Annotated in this window: 19 protein-coding genes; 7 read left to right on the forward strand and 12 right to left on the reverse strand. The window is 44.0% G+C overall.

The annotated features are described in order from the left end of the window. Positions 1-19: 19 nt before the first annotated feature. The 7 genes from BC643_RS20315 to BC643_RS20345 form a co-directional block, all read right to left on the reverse strand. The gene (locus tag BC643_RS20315; RefSeq protein ID WP_120275122.1) at positions 20-430 is read right to left on the reverse strand and encodes an RNA-binding S4 domain-containing protein; all 411 of its coding nucleotides are present in this window, start codon (positions 428-430) and stop codon (positions 20-22) included. Continuing rightward, entirely contained in the window at positions 430-996 is a 567-nt protein-coding gene (gene pth, locus BC643_RS20320) for an aminoacyl-tRNA hydrolase (protein WP_120275123.1), read from the reverse strand. Before pth ends, BC643_RS20315 begins: the two co-directional genes overlap by 1 nt. A gap of 69 nt (positions 997-1,065) precedes the next feature. Next, on the reverse strand, positions 1,066-1,668 hold the full coding sequence (locus BC643_RS20325; RefSeq protein ID WP_120275124.1) for a 50S ribosomal protein L25/general stress protein Ctc: 603 nt from the start codon (positions 1,666-1,668) through the stop codon (positions 1,066-1,068). A gap of 115 nt (positions 1,669-1,783) precedes the next feature. Beyond that, entirely contained in the window at positions 1,784-2,722 is a 939-nt protein-coding gene (locus BC643_RS20330; RefSeq protein ID WP_120275125.1) for a ribose-phosphate pyrophosphokinase, read from the reverse strand. 133 nt (positions 2,723-2,855) lie between these two features. Next, a complete protein-coding gene (gene yihA, locus BC643_RS20335) occupies positions 2,856-3,464 on the reverse strand; it encodes a ribosome biogenesis GTP-binding protein YihA/YsxC (protein ID WP_120275126.1) in 609 nt (202 codons plus the stop codon). Positions 3,465-3,569: 105 nt separating this feature from the next. After that, entirely contained in the window at positions 3,570-4,550 is a 981-nt protein-coding gene (locus BC643_RS20340) for a type I phosphomannose isomerase catalytic subunit (protein ID WP_120275127.1), read from the reverse strand. A 24-nt stretch (positions 4,551-4,574) separates the two neighbouring features. After that, entirely contained in the window at positions 4,575-4,874 is a 300-nt protein-coding gene (locus BC643_RS20345; protein ID WP_120275128.1) for a Dabb family protein, read from the reverse strand. Positions 4,875-5,000: 126 nt separating this feature from the next. Between BC643_RS20345 and udk the strand changes: the two genes are divergently transcribed. Together udk and BC643_RS20355 are read left to right on the forward strand one after the other, a co-directional pair. Continuing rightward, positions 5,001-5,606, forward strand: coding sequence for a uridine kinase (gene udk / locus BC643_RS20350; protein ID WP_120275129.1), 606 nt, complete (start codon positions 5,001-5,003; stop codon positions 5,604-5,606). Positions 5,607-5,609: 3 nt separating this feature from the next. Further along, positions 5,610-6,335, forward strand: coding sequence for a ribonuclease H-like domain-containing protein (locus BC643_RS20355; protein ID WP_120275130.1), 726 nt, complete (start codon positions 5,610-5,612; stop codon positions 6,333-6,335). A 53-nt stretch (positions 6,336-6,388) separates the two neighbouring features. On the opposite strand, the gene BC643_RS20360 is transcribed toward BC643_RS20355, so the two are convergent. The 3 genes from BC643_RS20360 to BC643_RS20370 form a co-directional block, all read right to left on the reverse strand. Then, on the reverse strand, positions 6,389-7,345 hold the full coding sequence (locus BC643_RS20360) for a DUF4412 domain-containing protein (protein ID WP_120275131.1): 957 nt from the start codon (positions 7,343-7,345) through the stop codon (positions 6,389-6,391). Positions 7,346-7,457: 112 nt separating this feature from the next. After that, the gene (gene smpB / locus BC643_RS20365; RefSeq protein ID WP_120275132.1) at positions 7,458-7,916 is read right to left on the reverse strand and encodes an SsrA-binding protein SmpB; all 459 of its coding nucleotides are present in this window, start codon (positions 7,914-7,916) and stop codon (positions 7,458-7,460) included. Beyond that, positions 7,906-8,490: a Yip1 family protein gene (locus tag BC643_RS20370; protein ID WP_170154641.1), complete on the reverse strand. Its 585-nt coding sequence runs from the start codon at positions 8,488-8,490 to the stop codon at positions 7,906-7,908. Before BC643_RS20370 ends, smpB begins: the two co-directional genes overlap by 11 nt. A gap of 59 nt (positions 8,491-8,549) precedes the next feature. Between BC643_RS20370 and miaA the strand changes: the two genes are divergently transcribed. Then, positions 8,550-9,476, forward strand: a complete 927-nt coding sequence (gene miaA, locus BC643_RS20375) for a tRNA (adenosine(37)-N6)-dimethylallyltransferase MiaA (protein WP_120275134.1) — start codon at positions 8,550-8,552, stop codon at positions 9,474-9,476. Here the strand turns inward: miaA and BC643_RS20380 are convergent. Beyond that, complete coding sequence (locus BC643_RS20380) at positions 9,466-10,212, reverse strand: acyl-[acyl-carrier-protein] thioesterase (RefSeq protein WP_120275135.1); 747 nt, start codon at positions 10,210-10,212, stop codon at positions 9,466-9,468. The two genes, miaA and BC643_RS20380, sit on opposite strands and share 11 nt — an antisense overlap. 182 nt (positions 10,213-10,394) lie before the next feature. Between BC643_RS20380 and map the strand changes: the two genes are divergently transcribed. The 3 genes from map to BC643_RS20395 all read left to right on the forward strand — a co-directional run bounded on the left by map (position 10,395) and on the right by BC643_RS20395 (position 14,209). After that, positions 10,395-11,165, forward strand: coding sequence for a type I methionyl aminopeptidase (map, locus tag BC643_RS20385; protein WP_120275136.1), 771 nt, complete (start codon positions 10,395-10,397; stop codon positions 11,163-11,165). 195 nt (positions 11,166-11,360) lie between these two features. Then, positions 11,361-12,539, forward strand: coding sequence for a sensor histidine kinase (locus BC643_RS20390; RefSeq protein WP_120275137.1), 1,179 nt, complete (start codon positions 11,361-11,363; stop codon positions 12,537-12,539). A gap of 377 nt (positions 12,540-12,916) precedes the next feature. Then, on the forward strand, positions 12,917-14,209 hold the full coding sequence (locus tag BC643_RS20395) for an aminotransferase class I/II-fold pyridoxal phosphate-dependent enzyme (protein ID WP_120275138.1): 1,293 nt from the start codon (positions 12,917-12,919) through the stop codon (positions 14,207-14,209). A gap of 58 nt (positions 14,210-14,267) precedes the next feature. Here BC643_RS20395 and BC643_RS20400 read toward each other — a convergent pair whose 3' ends face one another. Next, positions 14,268-14,654, reverse strand: a complete 387-nt coding sequence (locus BC643_RS20400; RefSeq protein WP_120275139.1) for a hypothetical protein — start codon at positions 14,652-14,654, stop codon at positions 14,268-14,270. A gap of 105 nt (positions 14,655-14,759) precedes the next feature. Between BC643_RS20400 and BC643_RS20405 the strand changes: the two genes are divergently transcribed. Next, positions 14,760-15,359 carry an HAD family hydrolase gene (locus BC643_RS20405; protein WP_120275140.1) on the forward strand — a complete coding sequence of 200 codons (600 nt, stop codon included), beginning with the start codon at positions 14,760-14,762 and terminating at the stop codon, positions 15,357-15,359. The last annotated feature ends 5 nt before the right edge of the window (positions 15,360-15,364 follow it).

The raw sequence follows: 15,364 nt of genomic DNA on the forward strand, positions 1-15,364 counted from the left end.
TGCGACAGGGATTTGTCAGTTAAAAATCCCAATCGGCTTCCCAGTCGTGTTCGTCGGTTTCAAAGAAATCATCCAGGTCGCGACGTTCTTTTTTGGTTGGCCGGCCGGTTCCGCGATCACGCTGCAGGATAAACATGTGTTTTTGTGTCTCCAGGATATCCAGTTCTTCTTTCGGAGTCACATCCAGCATGTGCTCGGCCACCAGTTTGGCACCTACGCGTTTTTCAATCAACCCCAATACTTTAAAGCTGTAGGTAATGGGCGATTTCTTGATCTGGACAATGTCGCCCAGCTTGATCATTCGTGAAGGCTTTACCTGTACTTTGTCGACCATGACCCGTCCTTTGCGGCAGGCCTCGGTTGCCTGGCTGCGCGTTTTGAACAGGCGCACAGCCCAAAGCCATTTATCGATTCGTACCTGGTGCTCCATTACTTACGCTTGTTGAATTCGTTCATCGTTTGGGCAATTCCAATTGTCCCGAAACTTTTGATGATTTCAATACTGGTATCAATTTTCAAGGGCAGGTCGAGCGCTTCGTCCTTGCTCCATTCGCCCAAAACGTAGTTCACTTGCTGACCTCTGCGGAAATCGTCGCCAATGCCGAAGCGAAGGCGTGCATAGTCGTTGCGGCCCAAACATTCCTGAATGCTTTTCAGCCCGTTGTGACCGGCATCGCCGCCTTTAGCGCGCAGGCGCAGGGTGCCGAAAGGGAGAGCCAAATCATCGGTCAACACCAACAGGTTTTCGATTGGTATTTTCTCTTCTTTCAACCAGTATCGTACAGCCTGACCACTCAAGTTCATGTAGGTGGTCGGTTTCAGCAGAATATATGTCCGGGATTTGAATTTGAATTCAGCCACATAGCCGTAACGGCGGTCGCTAAAAACAATATTGGACGCATCTGCCAGAGCGTCCAATATTTTAAACCCGATGTTGTGCCGGGTGTTTTCGTACTCCTTCCCCGGATTTCCTAATCCAGTTATCAGATATTTCATTACAAATAGTATCAGTTTTTAAATCAAATTGATACGGTGCAGCTCAGGCTGCGAGGCAGAAAAGAAGAATTACTTTTTCTTTCCTTTTGCCGGAGTTGCAGCAGCGGCAGCATTCATGGCAGCACGTGCAGCACGTGTAATCATGATTGTTACAGCAGGAATTGATTTTGAGTTCATAATTTCCAGGTTGTCCACAGAAATTTGACCTACTTTAATACTTTGACCCAACTCCAGGTGGTCGATGTTCAATTTGATTGAATCCGGAAGATCTGTTGCCAAACCTTTTACTTTCAAACGACGAAGGTTCAATTTCATTTTACCCCCTGCACGCATACCTTTTGCGTAACCTTCAACTTTTACAGGAACTTCAACTTTGATCGGTTTTGTAGGATCTACTTTCAGGAAGTCGATGTGAAGGATTTGTTCTTCAACCGCATGCCATTGAATGTCTTGCATAATCGCAGTGTGCTCTTTACCGTCTACTGTCAGGTTGATCAGGTAAACGTTCGGAGTATAAACGATTTTACGGAACTCTGCAGCGTCAGCCTGGAAGTGAATTGGTTCTTCACCACCGTAAAGTACACAAGGTACTTTTTCTTCAGCTCTTAATTTTTTTGAATCTTTTTTACCAATGGCTGATCTCAATTCGCCATTAATTGCTACTGATTTCATCTTTTTATAAATCTTAAATTAATAATTATGGTACTCAGTCCTCCCTTTTCGGTGAAAGGGCAAACAGCATACATAACTTCATGCCGTGCGGAAAAAGCGGTGCAAAGATATAAAATTACTTGAAATACAACGAGCTGATTGACTCATTTTTATATACTCGCATAATCGCTTCGCCGAAAGCACCTGCTACAGAGATGTATTTTATTTTTGAAGACTCGCGTTTTGGAGGAATTGAATCGGTAAAATAAACTTCCTGCAGAGCTGAATTCTCAATACGTTCGTAAGCTGGTTCCGATAATAAACCGTGAGCAGCAAATGCACGAACCGAGTTCGCTCCTTCTTTGATCATCAGGCCGGCAGCAGTTGTAATTGTACCGGCAGTATCGATCAGGTCGTCTACGATGATTACATCTTTATCGCGAACGTCACCAATCAGGGTCATGTCGCCAATCACATTCGCTTTAGCGCGCGATTTGTGGCAAATAACCATGTCGGTACCCAACATCTTGGCGTAAGTGTTGGCCCGTTTTGTACCACCTACGTCAGGCGATGCGATTACGACGTCGCGCAAGCCCATTTTTTTAATAAACGGGATAAAGAGTGACGAAGCATACAGATGATCAACAGGGACATTGAAAAATCCTTGAATTTGGTCGGCGTGTAAATCCATCGTGATCACACGGTCGACACCGGCGGCCGACAACAAATCGGCAACCAATTTGGCACCAATTGAAACACGCGGTTTGTCTTTACGGTCCTGACGGGCAAAACCAAAGTATGGCAACACAGCAATAATTTTGTATGCTGAAGCACGTTTGGCAGCGTCAATCATCAACAACAATTCCATCAGGTTGTCGCTTGGCGGAAAAGTAGACTGGACAATAAAAACATGAGACCCGCGGATGGTCTCTTCGTAACATGGTTCAAATTCACCATCAGCGAAAACGGGGCAGCTTGACTTACCAAGATCTACTCCGACACTGTTGCAAATTTTTGAAGTTAAATACGTTGTGGCTGTTCCTGTAAAAATTTTAAGGGGTTTCTTGCTTCCCATATTTACGTTTTTAATTAAGTGCCTTGGAGATGGTCGCAAAGGTAAAAAAAACTTCAAATTATCGTGAAAAAATCGACTTTCAACTTTCGCTTTTTTCGGAATCGTTCACGACTGAAGAATTTGATTTTCACGATTAGACCATGTTTTCAAGGCTGGGGTCGGTTTCTGCTATGAAATTGAGAATTTCTTCCTTACCAAAGCCGGTTTCTGCCGAGCTCATGAAAATGGGGGGAAGTTCTTCCCAGGTTTTTCGAAGTTGTTTTTTGTAGGCAGCTACATTGCTGTGCAGCTGGTTTTTTCCGAGCTTGTCGCTCTTGGTAAATATCAGGGCGAATGGAATTTGCTTCTCACCCAGCCATTCAATAAACTCCATGTCGATTTTTTGCGGTTCGTGACGGCAATCGACCAATACGAAAAGGCAATAGAGGTTTTCGCGGTTGATGATGTAGTCGGAGATGTAGGCCTGGAATTTATTGCGTTGGTTTTTAGACACTTTGGCGTAGCCATATCCGGGCAAATCGACCAGGTACCAATTATCGTTAATGACAAAGTGGTTGATGAGCTGTGTTTTGCCGGGGCGGCCTGAAGTTTTTGCCAGTTTCTTGTGGTTTGTCAGCATGTTGATGAGCGAGGATTTGCCAACATTGGAACGTCCGATAAAAGCAAATTCGGGCATGTTGGGATCCGGGCACTTCTGTACGCTGGAGTTACTCATCAAAAAACGGGCAGTCTTTATTTCCATTATTATTTGTGGCTGCGTTAAAGCTTTGATTTATTTGGTAAAAGTCGTGAGACACGATACGTGAGTACAAAGAACTCAATACTCATGTCTCACTACTCAGGACTTCTATAAATGTACTTCCAATACTTTTACGTTCGGGCTAAGTGGTTTCAGTTTGTACTGGTGTACAGAAGCGGGAACCAGAATTGTTTCGCCCATTTTTACTTTTTCCGTGTAGTCGGCGGTGCTGATTTCATATTCGCCTTCAACACAAATATAAATAACGAACGAGTCTAAACCGTAAATGTCTTTTTCAATGGTGGCGTCGAATTCGAGGATGCCGGTATTGAAGTAGTTACATTTGACAACATCAGTTCGTTTATTTTTTTCGATTGTATAATCGGTTTTGTAGCTGTCGTTGTAAGTGAAGTCGATGGCGTCGACTGCCAACTCGGTGTGCAGTTCGCGTTCGTTGCCGTTGGCATCTTTACGGTCGTAGTCGTAAATACGGTAAGTGATGTCTGATGTCTGTTGAATTTCAGCCACCATAATTCCTTTGCCAATTGCGTGGACACGTCCGGCCGGCATGAAGAAAACATCGCCAGCTTCAACTTCAACGAAGTTCAGCACGTCCATGATTTCTTTTTGCTCCATCTTTTTCAAATAGGTCTCTTTGTCCATTGGGCCATTGAACCCAACCTGCAATTTGGAGCCTTTGTCGGCCTGCAGCACGTACCACATTTCGGTTTTTCCGAACGCCTGGTGACGTTCTTTGGCCATTTCGTCGTTCGGGTGAACTTGAACCGACAGGTCGTCGTTGGCGTCGATGAACTTGATCAGCAATGGAAATTCAACGCTGAATTTTTCATATACTTTGTCGCCAACCAGGTCGCCCATGTAAACTTCGATGAGTTCTTCGAGGTTGTTGCCAGCTAAAAAGCCGTTGCTAACTTCCGAAATATTACCGGTAACGCCCGAAAGTTCCCAGCTTTCGCCACAGTTGGGCAGGTCGCCGAAATCTTTGCCAAGGGCTGTTTTCAACTTATGACCACCCCAGATCTTGTCGTGGTAAAGTGGTGTGAATTTAAGAGGATAAAGGTTCTGCATGGAATAGGTTATATAAATTAAAAATTAAAATTCGAAATCTACCGCAGCCCGATTTTCGGTGAACTCTTTTACCAGTTCAACAACTTTCAGGTGTTCGGGGTGAACAGCGTACGTTTTCAGGTCGGCTTCGTTCTCGAAATGAGTAATCAAACAAAGATCGAATGATTTTGCATCGAGTTCGTAGTTGGTGCCTACCTCAATGTACTTCAATTCAGCGATTTTTTCTTTCAGTCCAAGCAGAGCAGCTTTTAGTTGGTTTAATTTTTCTTGTTTCTCGTCGGAAGGATATGCTTTGAATTTAAATAGCACAACGTGATTCAACATGATCTTGCTGTATTGAATGATTAATTACTGCGCGAATTTAATACTTTCAAATCAAGCTGCCATAAAGCTGCAAAATCATTTCCCGAATTAAGATTTCATCTTTTATCTTTGGCGTAAAAAGATAATATGATCATCATTGGCATTGCAGGTGGCACTGGATCAGGCAAAACAACTGTTGTTAACAAAATCGCAAATCAGTTTTCCGAGTCAGAAGTGGCCATTTTATCGCAGGACTCCTATTACAAAGATAACAGTCACTTAACACTCGAGGAGAGACGTTTGCTGAATTTTGACCACCCGGATTCGATTGAGTTTTCCTTATTGAACAAACATTTGGAGCAATTGAAAAAGGGAATGCCGATTGAAGAACCGGAATACTCGTATCTGACTTGTACCCGTTCCGAACAAACAACCACTGTTCAACCCAAGCCCGTTGTCATTGTCGAGGGGATTTTGGTGCTGGCTAACTCCAGCCTCCGCAAGCTGATGGATATCAAGGTTTTTGTGGATTGCGATTCGGATCTGAGGCTGTCGCGGGTTATTCAGCGCGACATTATTGAACGTGGACGTGACGTTCAGTCAACATTGACCCGCTACGAAGAAACGGTGCGTCCGAGCCATTTGCAGTTTATTGAACCGACCAAACGCTTCGCCGACATCATCGTGCCGGAGGGCGGAAACAACGAAGTGGCCATTCGTATTTTGACCAATTTCATCAAGCAAATTTTATAAGCAATGCTGTACAACCTCAATATTGAAGACGTTCTTTTTTTGGATATCGAAACGGTGCCTCAATACCCGGCTTTCAGCGAGGTGCCCGAAAAGTTTCAAAAGCTTTGGGAAAGCAAGTCCACTTTCTTCCGGAAGGAGGATCAGACGCCGGGCGAAGTTTACGAGCGGGCCGGTATCTATGCCGAGTTCGGGCGTATTATTTGTATTTCGGCTGGTTTTGTCGTGCAGAAGAACGGCGATCGGGTGTTTCGGGTAAAATCTTTTTATGATGACGACGAGCGAAAATTGCTGTCCGACTTCAATAACATGCTCGATAAATTTACCTCGCACACGTCACGTTGTATTTGTGCCCACAACGGCCAGGAGTTTGACTATCCGTACATCGCGCGACGCTCGTTGATTTTGGGAGTGCGCTTGCCTCGAATTCTGAACATTGCCGGCATGAAACCCTGGGATGTGAAAGACAAGTTGCTAGATACGCTGCAGCTTTGGAAGTTCGGTGATTTTAAAAATTACACCTCACTAAGTTTGTTGTGCGCCGCTTTCGACATTCCGACCCCAAAGGATGATATTGACGGAAGCCAGGTGGCTTCGGTTTATTTCGAGGAGAATGATATCGACCGGATCATTCGTTATTGCGAAAAGGATACCTTGGCGGTTGCCAACCTCATGTTGCGTTACAAGGGCGAGGACATCATTTCGATGGATCAGATGGAAATCGTTCCTTAAGGGCGAAAATCCTCGTTTGTGCACTTTCGAACAAACGAGGATTTTCATTCTTTTTAGTTCCCTGCGGGAATATTCATACTTCCCAGGTTTGTAATCTGGTAGTCGGATAGGTTAAAGCGGGTATTGGCGTTTTTATTGATTTCGGTCACCTTCATCAGGTTTCTTTCCTTCGTGTTTTTGTTCCACGATTCCGATTCCATAATAAAGCCCCACGGCATGCCATTCGAATAGCTGGCTGTCTTGAAGATGGAGCTAATCATATCTTTTGTTGAAAAATCGGCTTCTTTGCTGAGCCAGAAATTGGCTTCGGTATCTTCCTCCGGGTTGTTGTAATGGTATTCGTCGCAGCTATAGCCCGAAATGGTTTTGGTCCGTCCTGTTTTTTCCAGATAGGGATTCAGGTTGACATTTGCCGGTTCATAATCTTCGTAGTCGGCCAGCGAATCGCTCCAACTCGAAAATGCATCGGGGTTGAACCCGTAAACAATTCCCGTCTTTTTTGAATCTTCTTCACTCAAAATGATCATGGCATTATTCTCCACATCCATAATGATCAGGCCTTTCCCGTCGCGGGCAATGTTGCCGGAAACAAATTCGTAGGCAAAGTTTTTCATCGACGGGCTCACCCAGGTGATAAACTCTCCGTCACTCTCCAGTTTACCTTTGTCGTCGTAGCTTTCAATATGCATCTGTATCTTGGATTGGAAGTGGTAGCTGTCGGCAATTGGCACTGGTTCGCCGCTCATGCCCAGGCCTTTCATGATGTTGCTCATGCGTTGCTGGTCGCTAAGGTCACTGGAGTCGTCGTTTGTTTGTGCCGAAGTTGAATCGCCTTCAAAAACCTGGTCGAGGGTTTTATCGATTTGTTCGTCAGCTTCCTGATCGATCCGGTTTTCAATTTTCTTGTTGACCTTGTCCTGGAGTTTTTTTAAAAGTTGTGCTTTTGCTGGTTGTGCGGAAAGAAAGAGTAGGGCTGTGATAGCAGCCATGAGTTGAATCGCTTTTTTCATTATGATCGGATTTTTTCAATGAAAAAGCAATATACAACATCATTCCTATGACAGTCAATAGGTAATCTCCGATAAAAGTCTGATTTGTCCTTTATTTTTATGATAGATGTCGCTAGAACTTCATGGCCCGATCCATGTCGCGGCTGGCATCTTTTTGTTTCAGGGTTTCACGTTTGTCGTGCAGTTTTTTTCCTTTTGCCAGTCCGATCTCCAGTTTGGCGATTCCCTTTTCGCTAATGAAAAGCTTCAGTGGGACAATCGTTAAACCACTCTCTTTGATCTTCTTCTGCAGTTTTTCCAGTTCCTTTCGGTTCAGCAATAATTTCCGGTCTCGGCGTGCAGCATGGTTGTTGATGTTTCCGAAGTCGTATTCCGAAATATTCATGTTCACCACGTAAAGCTCGTCTTTGGCAAAGCGGCAAAACGCTTCCACAATGCTGGCTTTACTGTTACGAATGGATTTAATTTCGGTGCCAACCAATTGGATTCCCGCAACGAATTTCTCCAGAATTTCAAATTCGAAGTAAGCCCGTTTGTTTTTGATGTTGATATTGACTGGTTTATGCGCCATATGGGAAGATTGACTGTAAAATTTTCCAACTGATTACGTTGACTGTTCCAAAAATAAAAACAATCAGCAAGATTGAAAGGATGATAAAGCGGGATTGATTTTCCTTGGGGATTTCCAGGCAGGTTTGAATACCTAAAACCAGCAGGTAAAATCCGTACAATCCAATGATTCCAAGTACATACAGCCCGGGGAAAAGCCCGGTGACAATCGACGCGATGATGAAAGGTAGCAACGAGTAGGCCAGCACGTTGTACAGGACTGTTTTATTCGAAGTTCCCTTGAAATTCTCCAGCAAGCGGATCATCACCAATGCAGTGATGAAGTATTGGACCAGATAGCTGAAGATTTCGCGCAGCGACTTAAAAATGGCATAAGACCAAAGCAATTCTTCGTTCCAGAATATTTCGCCTAAAAGGATCGCAACACCAGCCAGTACGACCAGTGGAATAAAAAATGTAACAACAATCGATTGAGAAAATCCTTCAGCTAATTTCTTTTTCCAGAATTTTTTGGGTTCGCCAAGTAGGGTCCAGGATTCTTGAAATAGCCAATTGAATTGTGCTTTAAAATCCATATTTCGTTTATTTGCGTTACAAAAATACATTATTTTGCTAATCTCAAAATTTCATCCCAATGTCAGATACAAAATATCAGATGCTCACGATTCTCGGGCCAACCGCATCCGGAAAGACGGCAGTTGCCGCGCATTCGGCTCAAATGCTTGACGGGGAGGTTATTTCAGCTGATTCCAGACAGGTGTATCGCGGGATGGATTTGGGAACCGGAAAAGATTTAGCTGACTACATTTTAGACGGAAAACAAATTCCGTATCATCTGATTGATGTTGTGGATGCGGGTTACGAGTACAATGTATTTGAATACCAAAGTGATTTCCTTAAAGCCTACGAGGATGTTTGCATGCGCGGTAAATTTCCGGTTTTGTGCGGGGGGAGCGGGCTTTATTTGGAGGCCGTTTTGAAGAATTACAAGTTGATACAGGTTCCGCCTAACCCGGAGTTGCGCGAGAAACTGGCGACGAAGGAGCTGGACGAACTGGCGGAAATTTTAAAGTCGTACAAAGACGATTTGCACAACACGGTTGACTTGGAAACCAAAAAGCGGGCAATCCGGGCCATCGAAATTGAAGACTACATGTTGGAGCACCCGGAAATTGAACGGACGATTCCGGAGATAAAAAGCCTGGTTGTTGGAGTGAAATACGATCGGTTAAGCCGACGAAAGCGAATTACCGAGCGCCTGAAGCAACGTTTGGATGAAGGAATGCTCGGCGAAGTGCAGGCTTTGCTGAATAAAGGACTGAAGCCCGAACAGCTGATCTATTACGGCTTGGAATACAAGTATCTGACCATGCACCTGACCGGAGAATTGACCTTTGACGAAATGTTCCGCGGACTTGAAACAGCCATTCATCAATTCGCCAAGCGCCAGATGACATGGTTCCGGCGCATGGAGCGCCAGGGAACCGATATTCGCTGGTTGGACGGCTATATGCCATTGGCAGAGAAACTGGAGCGGATTAACGACTGGCTTAAAAAGTAGTCGCTTTCTTGCGCCATTCAATTTCAAAAGTGCTCAACTCTGCACTGTCGCTTTCGCGAATTATTGCCGATTGAAATTTGTTGTCACCAACGGCATTTCTGGTTACTGCCAGATTGTCGCCGGGTAGCCCTTCTTTTAAATAGTTGATTTCAACGCTTGCCGGCTCAAATTCGTCCTGGAAGTTGATGCCGTATTCATCCAGTACACGTTCCAGAGCTTTTACGCTGTTGAAATGGTGGTTCACGTCAATATCGCTGTAAACGACCGGGTTGAACTGCAGTTCGGCATCCGATTTTTTGAATCGCAGTCGCTTCGGTTCGCGACAAACACCCTCGCCGTTAAACCGGGGAAAGGTTTCTTTGTGGTCCCGCAACAGCACAATCTTTTTGGTCTCGGTGTTTAAAATCAGCCAGGCCGAGTTGGCGGTCAATATTGTTTCTCCCTCTTCGTTTTGCAGAACAAACTCACGGTAGGCGTACATCCCGTCGGTTCCGGCCGACCAGGTATTCAGCTTAACTTGCTGTTGCCACTTGGGAAGCTGTTTAATTTCGACATAAAACCGGGAGAGCACCCAAAACATGTGGTTCTTTTGAAGTAAGTCGTATCCCCATTCCAGCTTTTGAGCGTGGGCCCAGGCGGCTTCGAGCAGGAAGTTCATCACGGAGGGGATGGTAGCTTCGGCGAAATGATTGGTTTGGTAGGAATTAATCTGAATTGTTTCTGTGTGTCTGTTCATGGAGTGCTAATTGCAAAATGAAATTAATTCAATTGGTTACATTTCATTTTTTGTTTTCATGCTTTTGGTTGACTAAAAAGCCGGACAAAAATAAACCGTTCGGTCCTAAACTTTTTGCACAAAATTATTGTTCAGCTTTGAAAATAAAGAAGCAATAACCAAATTTGCGCAAATTTTTTTCAATGAGTGAGATTATAATAAAAACAGAGGAACAGATTGTAGGTATTCGTAAAAGTAGTCAACTGGCTGGTAAAGCGTTGGTTATGATAGGTGATTATGTGAAGGAAGGAGTGAATACCGAATATCTTGATAAAATTATTCACGAATTTATTCAGGACAATGGTGCAATTCCGGCGCCGCTGGGTTACAATGGCTATCCCAAGTCGTCTTGTATTTCACTCAACGAAGTTGTATGCCACGGAATTCCGAGCACGGAAACGATTTTGAAACCCGGTGATATTCTGAATATTGATATTACGACAATTTTGGATGGTTACTATGGCGATACCAGCCGCATGTACATGGTTGGTGAGCCTTCCCCGGCAGCACAAAAAATTGTAGAGGCTGCTAAGCACTGTCTCGATTTGGGAATTCAACAGGTTCGTCCCGGAAACCATTTTGGAAACATCGGTTTTGTAATTGGTCGTTACGCGAAAGCTCAAAAATACAGCGTGGTTTACGAATTCTGCGGACATGGTGTCGGTGTCGATTTTCACGAGGCACCACAGGTTGACCACATTGCCCGGAGAAATTCAGGGCCGGTTATGCTTCCCGGAATGACGTTCACCATTGAGCCAATGATCAACGAAGGCAAAGCCAGCACCCGCGTTGACAAGTACGATGGCTGGACTGCACGCACCAGCGACGGGAAACTTTCAGCGCAGTTCGAACACACAATTTTAGTTACTTCAGATGGTTATGAAGTACTGAGCGACGTGTCAGGAGAATATTAATATCTTTTGGTCGCTTTTCGGTTGTTAGTTGGTGCAAATGCTTTAAATTAGCTGTTCAATCAAAGCGCTGTGAAACAAATCAAGAGTCTTCTTAGCATCCTCATAACAAGTGCGGACGTTAATGCTTATTCCAATTTTGAGGATAAGAAAAAGTGTATTTTATTACATCTGTTTTCTTATTATTTTTTAATCCTCATGATCGGATTCATTATCTATAATGGGGTAACCGGAGATTTTTCTTTCCTGATTGCGAATTCATTAGCTCTGAGTGTTGGAGGTTTTCTTTATTACCTCTACAAGGAAAAGCAGATGCTTCATTTTGTGACGACCTTCTTCGTGGTGGTCATCATGATGCTCACCACCTTTTTCATCCAAACAGGGGGGATCAACAAGACCGGACTTTATTTTGCGATTCTGATTCCATTGCCGTCAATTCTATTGGTGGGAAAGCGGAATGGTTTGTTTTTCCTGGTTGTCTTCACGCTTTTGAATCTGCTCGGATTTATCATTTTTCAAAACGAAGATTGGTATCCGCACTATACCGTGGCGAAGGCAGGCCGTTTGGGGATTGTATTTTTTCTGATTACGGTAATGGCCTATTCGAACGAGTTTGTGTTCGAATTCCTCTATACCCGCATTAAAAAGTTATCTGATTCATTGATATACAGCCAGCAGAGTTATAAAAACCTGGCGGTTAATAAAGAGCACTTTGTTTCGCTTATTTCCAATAACTTGAGCGATCACATTGGTAGTTTTGCAGGTATTGCGAATCTGTTGAATGACGAGTATGATCATCTGACGGACGATCAGAAGAGAGAACTGATTCGCAGTTTGGCGAATTTCTCGGAGCAAAACTTCCGTTTGATGCGCGATTTGGTAAAATGGTCGACCAGCCAGACGGGCACCATTTCATACGATCCGCAGCCTCTGAAACTGGAAAAAATTTATCGCGATGTTGTTGATCTCTTTAACCCGTTGATCGAAGAGAAGAAGCTGTCCTTCTTTTTAAAAATGAAAAGCAATTCCGAAATCTACGCAGATGCGGATATGACTGGTGCGATTCTGCGCATCCTGGTGTCGAATGCAATCAAGTTTTCGAAAAAGCGGGGAGAAGTGCGGATTTCGGCAGAGGAAGAAGGAGACCAGATGCGGATTACGGTTTCGGATACCGGTGTTGGTATGTCGGAGGAAAACCTATTCCGCGTGAATTCCGAGGTTGCATTTTCCACTCCGGGAACGCTCGACGAACCCGGAAGCGGTATTGGATTGATTCTGGCAAAGGAGTTTTTGCAAAAGAACAGGGGAACTTTTCGCGCCGAAAGTACTTTGGGGGTTGGTTCTTCAGTTTCCTTTACTTTGCCATTAGTCGAATAGCTTTTCAATAAACCCAAAATAAATGCGCACTGATTCGTCAATTTCAAGGTGCCGGCAGTATCTGTCAACCTGCTATTTCCATTATCTTTGCAATGTCTTTAGTGATTGAAAAGTAAGATCTCGGTAAGTTTATCACTGCGGGTAATCAGCTGTTGGTAAATTGAGCGAGTTGAATTGGAAGATTTGATGCGATAGTTACGATTTATTAGGTTAAAGAATGAAAATGGCGGGATATTTTTATAAATTGAAAAAATAATAGCAACAAAAGTTTCAATTTAAAAGAAGTGCGGTTTTCGAAACCGATTTTTTAATATCTTGCGCCCCGATTTTTTGAGTAAGAAGAACAAATATAGATTGTCGTTTTTAAAAGGTTAATAATGAATCCACAAGCTGAAGAGTTAAACAAAGTCATTCGTGAGAAAAATCCGGTCGTATTTGAATTACTTTCGGAACGCGGTAAAAACATCTTCTTCCCGAAAAAAGGAATTTTGGGACAAACGGCTGATGCTAAGGGCACCCGGATTAATGCAACCATCGGCGCTGCCGTGGAAGATAATGGAAGTCCGATGCGATTGGAAAGCCTGGAAAGTAAGGTGAATATCGATCCTTCGCTTGTTTTTCCATATGCACCAAGTTTCGGTCGTCCGGACATTCGTGCACGCTGGAAAAGCATGATTTACGACAAGAACCCACGTTTGGAAGATAAAGTTATCAGCTTGCCGGTAGTTACCAATGCCTTGACTCACGGGGTGAGCATGGCTGGTTACATGTTTGCCGACGAAGGTGAGAAGATTATTGTTCCCGATTTGTTCTGGGGAAATTACAACCTCATTTTGAATCACGGTTACGGCGCAGAGCTTCAAAAATATAGATTGTTCGACGGCGAGAAGCTGGATATGGCTTCTTTCAAAGCGAGTTTGGAAGAAGGCGGAATTGGAAAAAAAATGGTGATTTTGAACTTCCCCAATAACCCAACCGGTTATTCACCAACAATTGGAGAAGCACAGGAAATCGCAGCAATCATCAAAGAATCAGCCGAAGCTGGTAATAAGATCGTGGTATTCTGCGACGACGCTTATTTCGGTTTGGTTTACGAAGAGGGTATCGAAGAACAAAGCATCTTCACGTACCTGGTGGATTTGCACGAGCACGTGCTTGCTGTTAAAATCGACGGACCGACGAAGGAAGACTACGTTTGGGGATTTCGTGTTGGTTTTATTTCTTACGGTGTGAAAGGTGGCGATGCGGAACTTTACACCGCTTTGGAAGCGAAAACGGCAGGTGCAGTTCGTGGTAACATCTCGAACGCGGCCAATATTTCGCAATCGTTGTTGCTGTCGGCTTTTGAAGACCCGGCCTACAAAGAGCAAAAAGCGCGCAAGTTCGCTACCATGAAGCGTCGTTACGATGCTGTGAAAGAAGCGTTGAAAGACGAAAAGTACAGCGAATATTTTTCAGCTTTACCATACAACTCAGGCTATTTCATGTGCGTGAAATTGGCGGAAGGTTTGGATGGGGAAGAGATCCGCAAAATCCTGATCGAGAAGTACAGCATTGGCATCATCAACCTGAACAACGTGATTCGCGTGGCATTTGCGGCCATGGCTGCATCGGATGCAAAAGAATTGTTCGAGGGAATTTACAATGCCTGCATCGATTCAAAAAACTAAGCAGTCATTTGCAATACATATTTTGAAGCCACTTTCCGCAAGGAGGGTGGCTTTTGTTTTAGAAACGTTGCAGGTGGTAAACCATGAAGAAAAGCAAAATGCCGATCGGTACCAGAATTAAATTCGGAATTTTCGACAGAGTAGATTTCAGGTAGTTTAGCACCAGTCCGATTGCAGCAACAATGCCCAGGATCGACAGCCCAAAGAAAAATGTCAGCGCACGGGCTTCGGACGGGGGAACGGCTCCCTCCGGAACTTCCGGAACGACAATCATCCCGCTGGTCAATACCCAAACGGAATACAACGCCAGTGCTACAAACAAGCCTTGCCCGGTAAACTGAATCCAGCGTTTCCGTTCAATCCACGAATAAATAATGAGCGCTAAAGCCAGGAATAAGGCCCACTGCGCACTTGATGTAATAGCTAAGAATACTTGTCTGTCCATATTTGTCCGGTTTTCGGCAAATGTGTTAATTTTTTGGTAAAGTAAAAAATAGATTGAGTTGATGCCTTTTACTTACTTTTGCTGATTAATTTTAAATCAAGAGGAATGTTATTAGATATTGATCCGAAAGCCAAGGGGCTGATTTTTGATTTGGATGGGACGATTTCGGACACAATGCCGATTCATTACATCGCGTGGCGTAATGCTGCCGCGCGTTACGGTATCGATTTTACCGTTGAGTTGTTTGATTCACTGGCGGGTATTCCGCTGTATCCAACGGTAGAAAAACTCAACGAAATTTTCAACAAAAATATTGATCCCAAGGAGATGGGTGATGCGAAAGAGGAGGAGTACGAGAATAATATGCACCTGGCCAAACCAGTTGAGCCGGTGGTCGAGGTTATCAAAAAATATCATGGAAAGATTCCAATGTCGGTTGGAACGGGAGGGTTGAAACGTTTGGCGAAAAAGTCGCTGGAGCTGATCGATCTGGATAAATACTTCGATATTATTGTGGCGTACGAAGACGTGAACAATTATAAACCTCACCCGGAAACATTTTTACGTTGTGCTGAGTTGATGGGAGTGTCTCCGACGGATTGCCAGGTGTTTGAAGACGGTATTTTGGGGATGCAGGCCGCGAACACAGCGGGAATGATGGTTGTTGATGTGACAAAATACTACGAAGTCACTACCGGAAAATAACTAAA

The organism is Mangrovibacterium diazotrophicum, assembly GCF_003610535.1.
GTDB lineage: Bacteria > Bacteroidota > Bacteroidia > Bacteroidales > Prolixibacteraceae > Mangrovibacterium > Mangrovibacterium diazotrophicum.

Coding starts and splice junctions, on each gene's coding strand:
- miaA (WP_120275134.1), top strand. CDS start 8,550: ATGTCAGATACAAAATATCAGATGCTCACGATTCTCGGGCCAACCGCA.
- BC643_RS20340 (WP_120275127.1), bottom strand. CDS start 4,550: ATGCAGAACCTTTATCCTCTTAAATTCACACCACTTTACCACGACAAG.
- BC643_RS20400 (WP_120275139.1), bottom strand. CDS start 14,654: ATGGACAGACAAGTATTCTTAGCTATTACATCAAGTGCGCAGTGGGCC.
- BC643_RS20395 (WP_120275138.1), top strand. CDS start 12,917: ATGAATCCACAAGCTGAAGAGTTAAACAAAGTCATTCGTGAGAAAAAT.
- BC643_RS20315 (WP_120275122.1), bottom strand. CDS start 430: ATGGAGCACCAGGTACGAATCGATAAATGGCTTTGGGCTGTGCGCCTG.
- BC643_RS20370 (WP_170154641.1), bottom strand. CDS start 8,490: ATGGATTTTAAAGCACAATTCAATTGGCTATTTCAAGAATCCTGGACC.
- pth (WP_120275123.1), bottom strand. CDS start 996: ATGAAATATCTGATAACTGGATTAGGAAATCCGGGGAAGGAGTACGAA.
- BC643_RS20330 (WP_120275125.1), bottom strand. CDS start 2,722: ATGGGAAGCAAGAAACCCCTTAAAATTTTTACAGGAACAGCCACAACG.
- BC643_RS20405 (WP_120275140.1), top strand. CDS start 14,760: ATGTTATTAGATATTGATCCGAAAGCCAAGGGGCTGATTTTTGATTTG.
- BC643_RS20390 (WP_120275137.1), top strand. CDS start 11,361: ATGATCGGATTCATTATCTATAATGGGGTAACCGGAGATTTTTCTTTC.
- BC643_RS20380 (WP_120275135.1), bottom strand. CDS start 10,212: ATGAACAGACACACAGAAACAATTCAGATTAATTCCTACCAAACCAAT.
- BC643_RS20325 (WP_120275124.1), bottom strand. CDS start 1,668: ATGAAATCAGTAGCAATTAATGGCGAATTGAGATCAGCCATTGGTAAA.
- udk (WP_120275129.1), top strand. CDS start 5,001: ATGATCATCATTGGCATTGCAGGTGGCACTGGATCAGGCAAAACAACT.
- BC643_RS20345 (WP_120275128.1), bottom strand. CDS start 4,874: ATGTTGAATCACGTTGTGCTATTTAAATTCAAAGCATATCCTTCCGAC.
- smpB (WP_120275132.1), bottom strand. CDS start 7,916: ATGGCGCATAAACCAGTCAATATCAACATCAAAAACAAACGGGCTTAC.
- BC643_RS20360 (WP_120275131.1), bottom strand. CDS start 7,345: ATGAAAAAAGCGATTCAACTCATGGCTGCTATCACAGCCCTACTCTTT.
- yihA (WP_120275126.1), bottom strand. CDS start 3,464: ATGGAAATAAAGACTGCCCGTTTTTTGATGAGTAACTCCAGCGTACAG.
- map (WP_120275136.1), top strand. CDS start 10,395: ATGAGTGAGATTATAATAAAAACAGAGGAACAGATTGTAGGTATTCGT.
- BC643_RS20355 (WP_120275130.1), top strand. CDS start 5,610: ATGCTGTACAACCTCAATATTGAAGACGTTCTTTTTTTGGATATCGAA.